Origin of the sequence: Salipiger bermudensis (genome assembly GCF_019801965.1) — a bacterium.
Classification (GTDB): Bacteria; Pseudomonadota; Alphaproteobacteria; order Rhodobacterales; family Rhodobacteraceae; genus Salipiger; species Salipiger bermudensis_A.
Map to the genome: position 1 here is coordinate 233,622 of NZ_JAHVIA010000005.1, position 13,056 is coordinate 246,677.

12 protein-coding genes are annotated in these 13,056 nt (G+C 67.9%); 7 read left to right on the top strand and 5 right to left on the bottom strand.

The window, feature by feature from the left end:
* The first annotated feature begins 67 nt into the window (after positions 1 to 67).
* The 6 genes from KUV62_RS12940 to KUV62_RS12965 all read left to right on the top strand — a co-directional run bounded on the left by KUV62_RS12940 (position 68) and on the right by KUV62_RS12965 (position 6,765).
* On the top strand, positions 68 to 484 hold the full coding sequence (locus KUV62_RS12940; protein WP_222604124.1) for a hypothetical protein: 417 nt from the start codon (positions 68 to 70) through the stop codon (positions 482 to 484).
* Positions 485 to 592: 108 nt separating this feature from the next.
* Positions 593 to 1,936 (top strand): glutamine synthetase family protein, encoded by a 1,344-nt coding sequence (locus KUV62_RS12945; RefSeq protein ID WP_222604125.1) that lies wholly within the window; start codon positions 593 to 595, stop codon positions 1,934 to 1,936.
* 63 nt (positions 1,937 to 1,999) lie between these two features.
* Complete coding sequence (locus KUV62_RS12950) at positions 2,000 to 2,680, top strand: type 1 glutamine amidotransferase (RefSeq protein ID WP_222604126.1); 681 nt, start codon at positions 2,000 to 2,002, stop codon at positions 2,678 to 2,680.
* Positions 2,677 to 4,038 (top strand): glutamine synthetase family protein, encoded by a 1,362-nt coding sequence (locus tag KUV62_RS12955; RefSeq protein WP_222604127.1) that lies wholly within the window; start codon positions 2,677 to 2,679, stop codon positions 4,036 to 4,038. Before KUV62_RS12950 ends, KUV62_RS12955 begins: the two co-directional genes overlap by 4 nt.
* 93 nt (positions 4,039 to 4,131) lie before the next feature.
* Positions 4,132 to 5,433, top strand: a complete 1,302-nt coding sequence (locus tag KUV62_RS12960) for an NAD(P)/FAD-dependent oxidoreductase (RefSeq protein ID WP_222604128.1) — start codon at positions 4,132 to 4,134, stop codon at positions 5,431 to 5,433.
* A gap of 120 nt (positions 5,434 to 5,553) precedes the next feature.
* Positions 5,554 to 6,765 (top strand): DegT/DnrJ/EryC1/StrS family aminotransferase, encoded by a 1,212-nt coding sequence (locus KUV62_RS12965; RefSeq protein WP_222604129.1) that lies wholly within the window; start codon positions 5,554 to 5,556, stop codon positions 6,763 to 6,765.
* Between the two features lie 100 nt (positions 6,766 to 6,865).
* Here the strand turns inward: KUV62_RS12965 and phaR are convergent, their stop codons facing one another.
* The 4 genes from phaR to KUV62_RS12985 form a co-directional block, all read right to left on the bottom strand.
* Positions 6,866 to 7,426, bottom strand: a complete 561-nt coding sequence (gene phaR, locus KUV62_RS12970; RefSeq protein WP_222604130.1) for a polyhydroxyalkanoate synthesis repressor PhaR — start codon at positions 7,424 to 7,426, stop codon at positions 6,866 to 6,868.
* A gap of 93 nt (positions 7,427 to 7,519) precedes the next feature.
* Positions 7,520 to 8,491: a Gfo/Idh/MocA family protein gene (locus tag KUV62_RS12975; RefSeq protein ID WP_222604131.1), complete on the bottom strand. Its 972-nt coding sequence runs from the start codon at positions 8,489 to 8,491 to the stop codon at positions 7,520 to 7,522.
* A 166-nt stretch (positions 8,492 to 8,657) separates the two neighbouring features.
* Positions 8,658 to 9,554 (bottom strand): RNA polymerase sigma factor RpoH, encoded by an 897-nt coding sequence (rpoH, locus tag KUV62_RS12980; RefSeq protein ID WP_222604333.1) that lies wholly within the window; start codon positions 9,552 to 9,554, stop codon positions 8,658 to 8,660.
* Between the two features lie 241 nt (positions 9,555 to 9,795).
* Positions 9,796 to 10,827: an RluA family pseudouridine synthase gene (locus KUV62_RS12985; RefSeq protein WP_222604132.1), complete on the bottom strand. Its 1,032-nt coding sequence runs from the start codon at positions 10,825 to 10,827 to the stop codon at positions 9,796 to 9,798.
* On the opposite strand from KUV62_RS12985, the gene KUV62_RS12990 reads away from it, so the two are divergent.
* Positions 10,826 to 11,140 (top strand): DUF6476 family protein, encoded by a 315-nt coding sequence (locus KUV62_RS12990; RefSeq protein ID WP_222604133.1) that lies wholly within the window; start codon positions 10,826 to 10,828, stop codon positions 11,138 to 11,140. The genes KUV62_RS12985 and KUV62_RS12990 overlap by 2 nt on opposite strands.
* Positions 11,141 to 11,144: 4 nt before the next feature.
* On the opposite strand, the gene KUV62_RS22825 is transcribed toward KUV62_RS12990, so the two are convergent.
* Positions 11,145 to 12,740, bottom strand: coding sequence for a GMC oxidoreductase (locus KUV62_RS22825; RefSeq protein WP_222604134.1), 1,596 nt, complete (start codon positions 12,738 to 12,740; stop codon positions 11,145 to 11,147).
* Positions 12,741 to 13,056: the final 316 nt, after the last annotated feature.

The window sequence follows — 13,056 nt, forward strand, 5'->3', positions numbered from 1 at the left end:
AGGATGGGCGCGCGGGCGGCGCCCGCAACGGCAGGTCGCCCCGCATCCGGTATCGGAGGAGGGACCCATGCCGACACGCATCACCACCGTCATCGCACTCGCGCTCGCCGCGGAGTTCAGCGCCGCACCGACGGCCGCGCAGGAGCAATCGCGGGTGCAGTTCGAGGCGGGACGCTCCGGCGCCACGATCAGCGGCACTGTCACCGGGCATGACTATGTCGACTACCTGCTCGGCGCCTCGGAGGGCCAGACCCTCGAGGCCAGCATCACGGTCGACGGCACCAATGGCGATGGTACGATCTATTTCAATGTCATGCCGCCCGGCGCCACCTACGAGGCCATCTTCCTCGGCCAGAACGAGGGGCGCGAGGCGACGATCGTGCTGCCCGAGAGTGGCGATTACACCCTCCGGGTCTACCTGATGGGCAACGACCGCGACGCCGGCGAGACCGTGGGGTTCCTGCTGCCGGTGACGATCCGCTGAGCAGCTTTCCGGCGCCTGCCCACAAGCGACGCGAAGTCGCCGGGATTTTCCTTGCCAGCCCCCCGCGCGGCACGTTATCCAGAATTTGATCAAATTCTACGGTGACCCATGAACGACCCCAAAAGCTGGCTGCGCAAGAACCCGCAGGTCCGCACCATCCGTGTGGCTGCAAGCGACCTCAACGGACAACCACGCGGCAAGCGTGTGCCCGCGCGCTTCGCCGACAAGGTGGTCGAGGACGGCACCCGCTTCCCGCTCTCGGTGCTCAATCTCGACATCTGGGGCGAGGATATCGACGAAAGCCCGCTGGTCTTCGAGACCGGCGACCGCGACGGCGTGCTCTATCCGACCGAGCGCGGCTTCGTGCCGATGCCCTGGCTCGAGGCACCCACCGCGCTCCTGCCGATCTGGATGTATCGCGAGGATGGCCGCCCCTTCGACGGCGACCCGCGCCACGCGCTCGCGGCGGTGCTCAGGCGCTACCGCAAGCTCGGCCTCACCCCGGTGGTGGCGATCGAGCTCGAGTTCTTCCTGATTGATGACAGCGGCAAGTCGCTGCAGGTGCCGCTCTCGCCGCGCTCGCAGAAGCGCCGCAAGGCGGCGGAGGTGATGTCGATCCGGGCGCTCGACGCCTTCGACATCTTCTTCACCGATCTCTACGACGCCTGCGAGGACATGGACATCCCCGCCGACACGGCGATCTCGGAGGCCGGTCTCGGGCAGTTCGAGCTCAACCTCATGCACCAGCCCGACGCGCTGCGCGCCGCCGACGATGCGTGGTTCTTCAAGATGCTGGTCCGCGGTCTGGCCCGGCGCCACGGCTTTGCCGCCTCCTTCATGGCGAAACCCTACGAGGATTACCCGGGCTCCGGCATGCATGTGCACTTCTCGGTGCTCGACGAGGACGGCAACAACATCTTCGACGATGGCGGCCCCAAGGGCACCGACAAGATGCGCCACGCGGTGGGCGGGCTGATGGAGGCGATGCATGACAGCACGCTGATCTTCGCCCCGCACGGCAACAGCTACGACCGGCTGGTGCCGGAGAACCACGCGCCCTGCGGCATCTCCTGGGCCTATGAGAACCGCACCTCGGCGATCCGCATCCCCGGCGGCAGCCCCAAGGGCCGGCGCATCGAGCATCGCGTGGCGGGCGGCGACGTGAACCCCTACCTGCTCCTTGCCACCCTGCTAGGCGCGGCGCTGAACGGCATCGAGGACGGCACCGAGCCGCCCGCGCCGATCACCGGCAACGCCTATGCGCAGGACCTGCCGCTGATCCCGGGCAGCTGGGAGAAGGCGATGGACGCCTTTGAGGCGAGCACGGTGATGCCGCGCATCCTGCCCGAGGGGCTGATCCGCAACCTGCTGCTGACCAAGCGCCAGGAGCTGCATTTCATGTCCGAGCTCTCGCCGGCCGAGCAGGTCGAAATCTATCTCGACACCGTCTGAGCACCTCTTGCCGCCCCCGGGCGGCAGGACTACCCTCCGGCCCACAAACGACATCGGTGCTTCATGAAAATCGGCATTCTGCAACCCGGGCTCGTCCCGGACGTGATCCTCGAGGAAGTCGGGGACTACGACACGCAATTTCACGCCCTGCTCGACGGGCACGGCTTCGCCTTCGAGACCTGGAAGGTGGTCAATGGCGACTTCCCCGAGGGCCCTGAGGAGGCCGATGGCTGGCTGATCACCGGCTCGCGCCACGGCGCCTACGAGGATCACCCCTGGATGGCCCCGCTCGAAGAGCTGATCCGGGCGATCCACGCCGCCGGCAAGCCCCTGATCGGGGTCTGCTTCGGGCACCAGATCATCGCGCAGGCGCTTGGCGGCAAGGTCGAGAAATCCGACAAGGGCTGGGTCATCGGGCCGACGCTCTACAAGTATCCCGACAGCACGCGGCTGGTGAACGCCTGGCACCAGGACCAGGTCACCGAGCTGCCGCCCGGGGCCGAGGTGGTGGCCTCATCGGAGAAGTGCCGCAACGCCGCGATCCTCTATCCCGGCCACGCCTACACGGTGCAGCCGCACCCCGAGTTCCGCCGCAACTACGTCGACAGCCTGATCCAGCACCGCGCCCCGGGCGTGGTCCCGGCCGAGCTGATCGACGACGCCAAGACCAAGCTCGAGATGCCGCTCGACAGCGGCGAAATCGGCGCGCAATTCGCGCGGTTCTTCAAGGAGAAGCGGCTATGAGTTCTGAGTGGACCGCCAACCTGCCCGAAGCCGCCGCCGCCTATCTCGAGGGCCGCAGGCTCGACGAGGTCGAGTGCATCATCTCCGACCTGCCGGGCATCGCCCGCGGCAAGGCGGTGCCGGCGTCGAAATTCGCCCGGCAGGCCTATTTCCACCTGCCCGACTCGATCTTTTTCCAGACCATCACCGGGGAATGGGGCGAGGCCGCCGGCGAGGAAGGCTTCATCGAGCGCGACATGATCCTGAAGCCCGACATGAGCACGGCCAGCGCCGCGCCCTGGACCGGGGACTGGACGCTGCAGATTATCCACGATGCCTATGACCGGCACGGTGATCCGATCGAGTATGCACCGCGCAACGTGTTGAAGCGGGTGGTGAAGCTCTACGAGGAGCAGGGCTGGGAGCCGATCGTGGCGCCGGAGATGGAGTTCTTCATCGTCGCCCGCAACCTCGACCCGGCCAAGGACATCGAGCCGATGATGGGCCGCTCGGGCCGCCCCGCCGCGGCGCGCCAGGCCTATTCGATGACCGCGGTCGACGAGTTCGGCCCGGTGATCGACGACATCTACGATTTCGCCGAGGCGCAGGGTTTCGAGATCGACGGCATCACCCAGGAAGGCGGTGCCGGCCAGCTCGAGATCAACCTCCGCCATGGCGATCCGGTCAAGCTCGCCGACGAGGTGTTCTACTTCAAGCGGCTGATCCGCGAGGCGGCGCTGCGGCACGATTGCTTCGCCACTTTCATGGCCAAGCCGATCGCCGACGAGCCGGGCTCGGCCATGCACATCCACCACTCGGTGATGGACAAGGAGACCGGGCGCAACATCTTCTCGGGGCCCCAGGGCGGCGAGACCGATGCCTTCTACCACTTCATCGGCGGGCTGCAGACCCACCTGCCGGCGGCGGTGGCGGTGATGGCGCCCTACGTCAATTCCTACCGCCGTTACGTGCGCGACCACGCCGCCCCGATCAACCTCGAATGGGGCCGCGACAACCGCACCACCGGCATCCGCATCCCGCTCTCGGGGCCGGAGAGCCGCCGCGTCGAGAACCGGCTCGCGGGGATGGACTGCAACCCCTATCTCGGCATCGCCGCCTCGCTGGCCTGCGGCTATCTCGGTCTGATGGAAGAGCGCCGCCCGTCGAAGCAGTTCCGCGGCGACGCCTACGAGGGCGAGGGTGATATCCCGCGCGTGCTCGGCTCGGCGCTCGAGCTCTGGGACGAGGCCGAGGCGCTGCACCAGGTCATGGGGCCGGATTTCGCCCGGGTCTACTCGATCGTGAAGCGGGCGGAATACGAGGAGTTCCTCTCGGTGATCAGCCCGTGGGAGCGGGAGCACCTGCTGCTCAACGTCTGAGCCTCTTGGCCGGGGGCGGGAGGGGCGCTGCCCCTCTTGGCGCTGCGCGCCAATTCACCCCGGGGTATTTTTGACGAAGAGAAGGGCTGGCTTGTGGACCTGCTGTTTTCCAATGACCGCCGGGGGCACTACCCGGAGAGCTGGTATGCCGCCACCGCGATGGATCTCGGGGCCTTCCCGGCGCTCGAGGGCGAGACGCGGGCGGATGTCTGCATCATCGGGGCGGGGTTCACCGGGCTCTCGGCGGCGCTGCACATGGCAGAGGCCGGGCTCGACGTGGTGCTGCTCGAGGCGCACCGCGTGGGCTTTGGCGCCTCGGGGCGCAATGGCGGGCAGCTGGGCTCGGGCCAGCGGCAGGACCAGCTGACGCTCGAGGAGATGCTCGGGCGCGAGGACGCGCGCAAGTACTGGGATCTGGGCGAGGAGGCCAAGGACCTGGTGCGCGAGCTGATCGCGAAGCATGGCATCGACTGCCACCTGCGCGACGGCGTGGCGTGGTGCGGCTCGCGGCCCGGCGAGGTGCAGCATCTGCACGAGTACGCGGAGCACATGGGCGTGCATTATGGGTATGGAATCGAGCGCCACGATGCCGAGAGCTTCCGCGCCATCTGCCCCTCGTCCGACTATTGCGGCGGCGTGGTCGACATGGGGGCCGCGCATCTGCATCCGCTGCGCTTCTCGCAGGGGCTGGCAAAGGCCGCCGCCGGGGCCGGCGCGCGGATCTTCGAGCAGAGCTTCGTGACGGGCGTGCAGGAGGGTGCGGACTGCGTGGTGCGCTGCGAGCGCGGCTCGGTGCGCGCTGACCACGTGATCTATGCCGGCAACGGCTATCTCGGCAAGCTGCAGCCGCGGGTGGCGCGGCGGGTCATGCCGATCAACAATTTCATCGCCGCCACCGAGCCGCTGGGCGCGCGCACCGCGGAGGTGCTGACCCGCGACATCGCGGTGGCGGACTCGCGCCACGTGGTCAACTACTTCCGGCTCAGCCATGACGGGCGGCTGCTGTTCGGCGGCGGCGAGAGCTATGGCTATAAATTCCCCGCCGACATCAAGGCCAAGGTGCGCAAGCCGATGCTGGAGATCTTCCCGCAGCTCGAGGACGTGCGGCTCGACTATGCTTGGGGCGGCACGCTCGGCATCACCATGAAGCGCCTGCCCTTCCTGGCGCGGCTGGCGCCCAACGTGCTCAGCGCCTCGGGCTATTCCGGCCACGGTGTCGGCACCGCCGTGCATGCCGGACGGCTGCTGGCCGAGGCGGTGCGCGGCCAGTCGCAGGGCTTTGACGCCATGGCCGCCCTGCCCGTCCCGCCCTTCCCCGGCGGGCCCGCCTTCCGCACCCCGCTGCTGACGCTCGCGATGACCTGGTTCGCGCTGCGCGACCGCATCGGGCTCTGAACCGCGACCTTTCCGCAACGACCAGCACGCAGACCGCTCCCCCCGGGGGGCGGTTTTCACTTGGCTGTCACAGAACTGGTGTTTAAGATTTCCAGAATACGACATTCAGGATTTTGAAATATGAGCAGCTTGCCCAACATGCACGATGCAGAGCCGATCCCCGCGGAAGCCCGCGCCGAGATCGACCGGCTCCTGCACTCCGGAGACCTGTTCCGCTACACCGCCCCCGAGGATGCGCCGGTGGCGCTGCTCGAGCGCGAGTTTGCCGCGATGCTGGGCGCGAAATACGCGCTGGCGGTGTCGAGCTGCTCGGCGGCGCTGTTCCTGTCGCTGAAGGCGCTCGGCCTGCCCCGCGACTCGCGGGTGATGATCCCCGGCTTCACCTTCGCCGCCGTGCCCTCGGCCATCGTCCATGCCGACTGCGTGCCGGTGCTCTGCGAGGTTGGCGACAACTACCGCATCGACATGGCCGATTTCGAGGCCAAGCTCGGCGGCGTACAGGCTGTCATCATCAGCCACATGCGCGGCCACACCTCCGACATGGACGCGATCATGGCGCTTTGCGATGCGCGCGGCATCCCGGTCGTGGAAGACGCGGCGCACAGCCTCGGCACGGTCTGGGGCGGGCGCAACATCGGCACCATCGGCAAGATCGGCTGCTTCTCGTTCCAGAGCTACAAGCTGGTCAATGCCGGCGAGGGCGGCATCCTGATCACCGACGATGCCGACGTGGTAGCGCAGGCGGTGATCCTGTCGGGCGCCTACGAGCACAACTGGCAAAAGCACATGGCCCGCGGCGACAACCGCGCCGATCTCGAACAGGCCTTTGCACGCTGGCAGAACCGGCTGCCGCTCTACAATCTGCGCATGTCGAACCTCTCCGCCGCGGTGATCCGCCCGCAGCTGCCTCACGTGGCGCGCCGGGTCGAAGATGGCCGTCGCAACCATGATTTCGTCGCCGCCCGCATTGGGATGAGCCCTTGGATCGAGGTGCCGGCCAAGCTCGCCCGCGAGGAGCGCGCGCCGGATTCGCTGCAGTTCAACCTTGTCAACATGGACCGCGAGGAGATGCGCGCCTTCGCCGAGACCGCCGCCGAGATGGGCGTCAAGGTGCAAGTCTTCGGCCTGTCCTCCGACAATGCCCGAGCCTTCTGGAACTGGCAGTTCCTGCGCGAGATCCCCGAGCTGCCGCAGACCCGCGCCATGCTCGAGCGCGCCTGCGACACCCGCCTGCCGGCGCGGCTGACGCTCGAGGACTGCGCCCAGGTGGCCGATATCCTCGTCAATGCCGCCGAGGCGGTGATGGGCGAGACCCGCGCCTACGGCACCTGAGACCACTCACGACCAAGACCACTCACGAACGCGAAACGGGCGGGGAATTCCCCGCCCGTCTTTCGTTATCGCCGGAGCCCGGCGCCCCGAGGGGCACGGCTCACTTGTTCATCTTGGAGAGCTTGCTCTGCAGCTCGGCCAGCTGCTTCTTGATGGCGTCGAGGTCTTCCTCTTCGCCCTTGGCCGGCTGCTCGCCCTCGGCTTCGGGGCCGGACCATTGCTTGCTCATGTTGCCGGTCATCGCCTTCAGGAACGCTTCCTGCTGGGCCTGCATCGCCTCGAGGCCGGGGATCTTCGGCATCATCGGGTTGGAGCTCATGCTCTCGGCCCATTTCGACTGGCTGTCGCGGAACATCTCGAAGGAGGCGGCAAGAAACTGCGGCACCGCCGAGGTCGCCTGCGTGGTGTAGCTGCGCACCAGATCGGTGAGCACGTTGATCGGCAGCACGCTCTCGCCGCGGCTCTCGTGCTCGGCGACGATCTGCAGCAGGTATTGCCGGGTCAGGTCATCACCGGACTTCAGGTCGACGATCTGCACGTCGCGCCCATCGCGGATGAAGCCCGCGATGTCCTCCAGCGTGACGTAATCGCTGGTCTCGGTGTTGTAGAGACGCCGGCTGGCATAGCGCTTGATCAGCAGCGGTTTTTCCGTGTCGGCCACTCGGTGCCCTCCCTGGCATGCAGCGTTGCAGCGAAAGCCTATGCGAGCGCAGAAAAAAAGAAAAGCCTTTGCGTGCAAGCACGAAGCCGGAGGTCAGCTCCGTGCCGCCGCGAGGATTTGGTCGATCCAGGCCTGCGTGCCGCGCGAGAATTCCAGCGGCAACGGCCAATCGGCCTGTTCCATCACCGCCTGGTTGAACGCCTCGACCTGCAGAACGTAGTGGTTCTCGGCCGGCCAGCGCCAGGTCTCGACATGGCCGCCCGGACGGTGCAGCTCGAGCGAGGCCTGCCCGAAGACCTGAACGTTGAACGGCACCGGCAGGCGCATCACCGCGCGCTCGCCATGCACCACGATCTCCTGCCAGGGGGCCGCCCGCATCGAAACCCGCCCGGTGTAGAGAAACTCCGGGAAGCGGACCATGATGTGGGTGGTGGCATCGATGCCGTTGGTCCAGTCGGTCTCGACCGCGAGCAGTTGCTCGGGCTCCTGCCCGGTGATCAGCCGGATCGAGCCGAAGGCGTAGATGCCGATATCGCCAAGCGCGCCGCCGCCGGTCTCGGGGCGGTTGCGGATGTTGTCGAGATCGTCGTTGAAGAAGCTGTGGGTCGAGTCGATGCGCACCAACTTGCCCAGCGCGCCATCTTGGATCAGCGCGCGCGCCTTGGCGAATTGCGGGTGATGCGCGATCATCCAGGCCTCGGCAATCAGCTTGCCGGTGCGGTCGCGGGCCGCGATCAGCCGGTCGATGCCGACGGCCTCCATCGCGATGGGCTTCTCGCAGAGCACGTGCTTGCCGGCCTCGGCGGCCTTCTCGCTCCACGCGACATGCAGTGCGTTGGGCAACGGAATGTAGACCGCGTCGATCTCGGGATCGGCCAGCAGCGCGTCGTAGTCCGAGAAGATCCGCAGGCCCGGAGCGAAGGTGGCAAAGGGCGCGGCCTTCTCGGGCGAGGAGGTGGCGATGGCCGAGAGCGCCCCGCCGCGCGCCGCGTGGATCGCGGGCGCCATGTGCTGACGCGCAAAGTTCGCGGCACCCAGGATGCCCCAGCGCAGGTGATCGGCCATCGTGATGCTCCTTCTTCGTCCACTCCGACGGTAGCGCTACGCGGCGCGCGCGCAACCCGGAGCTCAGGGCGCCGCTTGAAAATCCTGGCGGAAAATCCTGCCAATAGAAAACGCCCGCCTTCCGGAGAAGACGGGCGCGGCACCATTTAAAGAACAGAGTGTCGGATCAGGCGCTGGCCAGCATGCCCTGCTCCTGCGCGAGGTCACGCATGCGCTTCTGCAGCTTCTCGAAGGCGCGGACCTCGATCTGGCGGATGCGCTCGCGGCTGACATCGTAGACGCCCGAGAGTTCCTCCAGCGTCACCGGCTGTTCGGCCAGGCGGCGCTGGGTGAGAATGTCGCGCTCGCGCTCGTTGAGCACATCCATCGCCTCGGCCAGCAGGGTGCGGCGTGCCTCGAGCTCGTTGCGCTCGGCGTAATCGCCAGCCTGGTCGGCGCTCTCGTCCTCGAGCCAATCCTGCCACTGCATCGAGCTCTCGTCATCGCTGCCGACGGTGGCATTGAGCGAGGCGTCGCCGCCCGACAGGCGCCGGTTCATCGAGATGACCTCGTCTTCCGAGACGCCGAGATCGGTGGCGATCTTTTCCACGTGCTCGGGGCGCAGATCGCCATCCTCGAGTGCGCCGATGCGGCTCTTGGCCTTGCGCAGGTTGAAGAACAGCTTCTTCTGCGCGCTGGTCGTGCCGAGTTTCACCAGCGACCACGAGCGCAGGATATATTCCTGGATTGAGGCGCGGATCCACCACATCGCGTAGGTCGCCAGACGGAAGCCCTTCTCGGGGTCGAAGCGCTTGACCGCCTGCATCAGGCCGACATTGGCCTCCGAGATGACTTCGGCCTGCGGCAGGCCGTAACCCCGGTAGCCCATGGCAATCTTGGCCGCGAGGCGCAGGTGGCTGGTGACCAGCTTGTGTGCCGACTCGGCGTCCTGATCCTCGACCCAGCGCTTGGCCAGCATGTATTCTTCTTCAGGCTCCAGAAGCGGGAACTTCCGGATTTCGGACAGATAGCGGCTCAGGCCCGCCTCTGGGGACGGTGCCGGCAGATTGGCATATTTGCTCACGTTGCTCACGTGCCCGGTTCCTCCAATGTTACGGGGCTTAACATCCCATATGGGAGCGCCACCACTGGTTTGCAAGGTGTGTCACCTTGAGACGTTGATACGACGTTAACGCAGCTTTCCGTCGGACGGGTCCGCCAAAATGCCGCGCTCACGCGGTTGGGAATTTGATGACATATGTGCAGGGCGCACGTAAACGGCCCAGATGGCGAGGATTGTGTGCGCATAGGCACACACAATCGCGTCACTCGACGGTACGCAGCACCTCGAGCAGGGCTTGCATGTCGGCGGGGAGCGGCGCCTCGAAGCGCAGGCGCTCGCCGCTGGCGGGATGCTCGAAGCCGAGCTCGGCCGCGTGCAGCGCCTGCCGGTCGAACCGCGCGACCGCCGCGGCAGCCGCCTCTCCGATCGCCTTCACCGGCGGTTTGCGGCGCCCGCCATAGACCGGATCGCCGACCAGACCGTGCCCGGCATGGGCCATGTGGACGCGAATCTGGTGCGTCCGCCCGGTTTCGAGCCGGCATTCGAGCAGCGCCATGGCGGGCGGCATGCCGAAGCTCTCGAGCACCCGCGCACGGGTCACCGCGTGCCGCCCCTGCCCGTCGAAATACACCGCCTGCCGCTGCCGGTCGGTCTTGTGCCGGGCCAGCCCCGACTGGATGCACAGCACCCCGCCCGGCTCCACCGAGACGCCACGCGTGCCCAGCAGCCGCGGATCGCCCTGGTTGGGCACGCCGTAGCAGATCGCCCGGTAGGCGCGGTCGGCGCTGTGCGCCTCGAACTGCGCCGCGAGCCCGTGATGCGCCCGGTCCGACTTGGCCACCACCAGAAGCCCGCTGGTGTCCTTGTCAATGCGGTGCACGATGCCGGGCCGCGCCACGCCGCCGACGCCCGAGAGCCTGCCGCCGAAATGGTGCAGCAACGCATTGACCAGGGTGCCCGTCGGCGTGCCCGGCGCCGGGTGCACCACCATTCCGGCGGGCTTGTTGACCACGACAAGGTCCTCGTCCTCCCAGACGATGTCGAGCGGGATGTCCTCGGGGCCGATGTGGCTGTCCTCGGCCTGCGGCATGGTGATGGTGATCTCGTCGCCCTCGGCGACCTTGGCTTTGGGGTCGCTCAGCACCTCGCCGCCGCGCGTGACCGCGCCCTCGGCGATGAGCTTGGCAAGCCGGGTCCGCGACAGCGCCGCTGCCTCTGGCACATCGCGCGCCAGCGCCTTATCAAGGCGCGCAGGCGGGGCTTCCCCGATGATGACGCGCAAGGCCTTGTCCATGTCCCAGACTCCCGATCCCGACGAGCAGCTGCCCGAGCCGGCCAACCTGCGCTTCCTGCGCCTGCTGGTCACCGTGCTGACGGGCGTGATGATCGCCGGGCTTCTAGCGATCCTCGCGATGATTGTCATCCAGTACCGCACCACCCGCGCGCCATTGCCCGAGATCATCACGCTGCCCGATGGCGCCAGCGCCACTGCGTACACGCAAGGCAGCGACTGGTATGCCGTCGTGACGGCCGACGACGAGATCCTGATCTTCGACCGCGCGACCGGCGAGATCCGCCAGCGCATCGCCATCGCGCCGCGGCGCTAGAGGCTCATCGCGCCGCCGCGCTGCGGGCCGCGCCGGTCTTGCGCCCGTGGGGCTGGGCCTGCGCATGTTGTTCGACGCAGCGCAGCGCCAGCAGGAAGGCCATCAGCGTCGGATTGGCGCCGCCGCCGGTGGGCAGCACCGAGGTCGCGAGCAGCTGCACCTGCGGTCTGGCAAACAGCCGCAGATCGCGGTCCACCACCCCGCAGGACGCATCCCGCCCCATCCGGGTGCTGCCGGTGGGATGGTAATTGTCCGCAGGTCGCGCTGTGGCGCGGCCGACCGGTCGGCGCCGGAAGCGCCCGAGCCGCGCCAGCCCGCTGCCGGTCCAGGTCTCTTCGAGCAGCGCCGCCGCGCGCTCCAGCCCATCGTAATCGGCATCGGCGAGCCTCCAGTCGAGCACCGGCAGAGGCACGCCGTACTGGTCGCGGCGGGTCTCGCTCAGGCTGATTCGATTGCCCCGGTCCGCGCGCTGTTCGGCGACGATATAGGCCTGCAGCGGCACCTCGGAGGGATAGAGCAGCCGCTTGTAGGCCAGCCGCCACCAGGCCGCACGGATCAGCCAGGGCAGGTGCCGCAGCCCCTCCCCCACGACACGCGCAGGGGGCAATTGCCCTATCTGGACACTCTTGAACAGCCCGTGCAGCGCCTCGAACCCGCCGGTTCGCGGCGGCTCGAAACCGACATAGGCGAAGTTCGGAGGCGCCTCGCGCCGCGCTGCGCTCTGCGGCGCCAGCTCGAAGCGCAGGTTGCGCATGCTGCCAGACGCGCCGAAGCGATAGCCGACGATGCGGTTCAGCGCCGCCCGGTTCAGCGGCTCGATATCGGCGACGGGCAGCGAGATGTGATCGGTGAAAAAGCGCCCCAGATCCGGGCTCGTCCGGCGGATCTCGCCGTCGCAGCCGCGATCCAGCAGCAGCGCCAGCCGCGTCGTCTCGATCGCGCCCGCGGCGATGATCAGCCGGGGCGCGCTGACCGTCAGCGTCTGCCCCTCCGGTGCCCGCGCCCGGACCTGCACGCCGGCGCCGCCGGCATCCGCGTCGAGCCCGATCACCGTGGCGTTGAGCCAGACCTCGGCCCGGCGCGACTGCCGCAGCTCGTCGCCGACGAGATGCGCGACGTTGCGGTGACGGAAGGACGGCATCTTCGCCAGCCTAGCGACATGGGTCGGCCCCAGCGCGACCGGCAGATCGGACGCGTCATAGGCGCTGTGATCGAGCCCGAAGAATCGCTCCGCCGCCGGAAGATGCGGCGTGAGCTCGTTCAGGCGCAACGGCCAGCCCGCCCCCTCGAGATCGGCCTGCTGGAACGGGATCAGCGTCGCGCCCCAGCGGCTCGACGTACCGCCAAGGCAGCGGAACCGGCCATGCGCGGCCCCGCGATAGCCCCGGCTCGCCCCGTCGATGGCATTGAGCGGATGGGTCTCTGATTGTTGCTGTTCGCCGCCGGATTCGAGACAGATCACCCGCTTCCCGGCCTCGCGCGCCAGCAACGCCGTCGTGGGCAGGCCGAGCGTGCCGGCCCCGATCACCACCACGTCGCAGTGCCGCGTGATGTCGCGCGTGTCGCCGGGCTGTCCCCTGTCAGCGAGGTCTTCGATCACCCGGGCATCCTTCCGGCCGTCTCGCCCGCGGCAAGGCAGCGCGGGCGCGTTTCAGTCTGTCGGCCCGGCCCACCCCGGTCGCGGCAGCGGCCTGGCGTGCACTCGGCAAGCGCGGACCCGTGGCACACCTTCCCGCCGCGCAGCCCCTACGCGAGGGCGCGAAATCGCAGGCCTCTCGACCAGCAATACTGTCGCTATGCGTGTAACGTCACAACACTTATCTCGCAAAAAGATACAAGCCGCCCGCATGCGAGCGCCGTCTGCCGGTTTTCCCGGCGCCGAGTCGCCGCGAGCCGAGGCTTGCGGTCAGGCCATC

What these genes read in the sequence shown, in the direction of transcription:
- KUV62_RS12940 (WP_222604124.1), top strand. Translation starts at nt 68, where the DNA reads ATGCCGACACGCATCACCACCGTCATCGCACTCGCGCTCGCCGCGGAG.
- KUV62_RS12945 (WP_222604125.1), top strand. Translation starts at nt 593, where the DNA reads ATGAACGACCCCAAAAGCTGGCTGCGCAAGAACCCGCAGGTCCGCACC.
- KUV62_RS12950 (WP_222604126.1), top strand. Translation starts at nt 2,000, where the DNA reads ATGAAAATCGGCATTCTGCAACCCGGGCTCGTCCCGGACGTGATCCTC.
- KUV62_RS12955 (WP_222604127.1), top strand. Translation starts at nt 2,677, where the DNA reads ATGAGTTCTGAGTGGACCGCCAACCTGCCCGAAGCCGCCGCCGCCTAT.
- KUV62_RS12965 (WP_222604129.1), top strand. Translation starts at nt 5,554, where the DNA reads ATGAGCAGCTTGCCCAACATGCACGATGCAGAGCCGATCCCCGCGGAA.
- KUV62_RS12975 (WP_222604131.1), bottom strand. Translation starts at nt 8,491, where the DNA reads ATGGCCGATCACCTGCGCTGGGGCATCCTGGGTGCCGCGAACTTTGCG.
- KUV62_RS12990 (WP_222604133.1), top strand. Translation starts at nt 10,826, where the DNA reads ATGTCCCAGACTCCCGATCCCGACGAGCAGCTGCCCGAGCCGGCCAAC.
- KUV62_RS12985 (WP_222604132.1), bottom strand. Translation starts at nt 10,827, where the DNA reads ATGGACAAGGCCTTGCGCGTCATCATCGGGGAAGCCCCGCCTGCGCGC.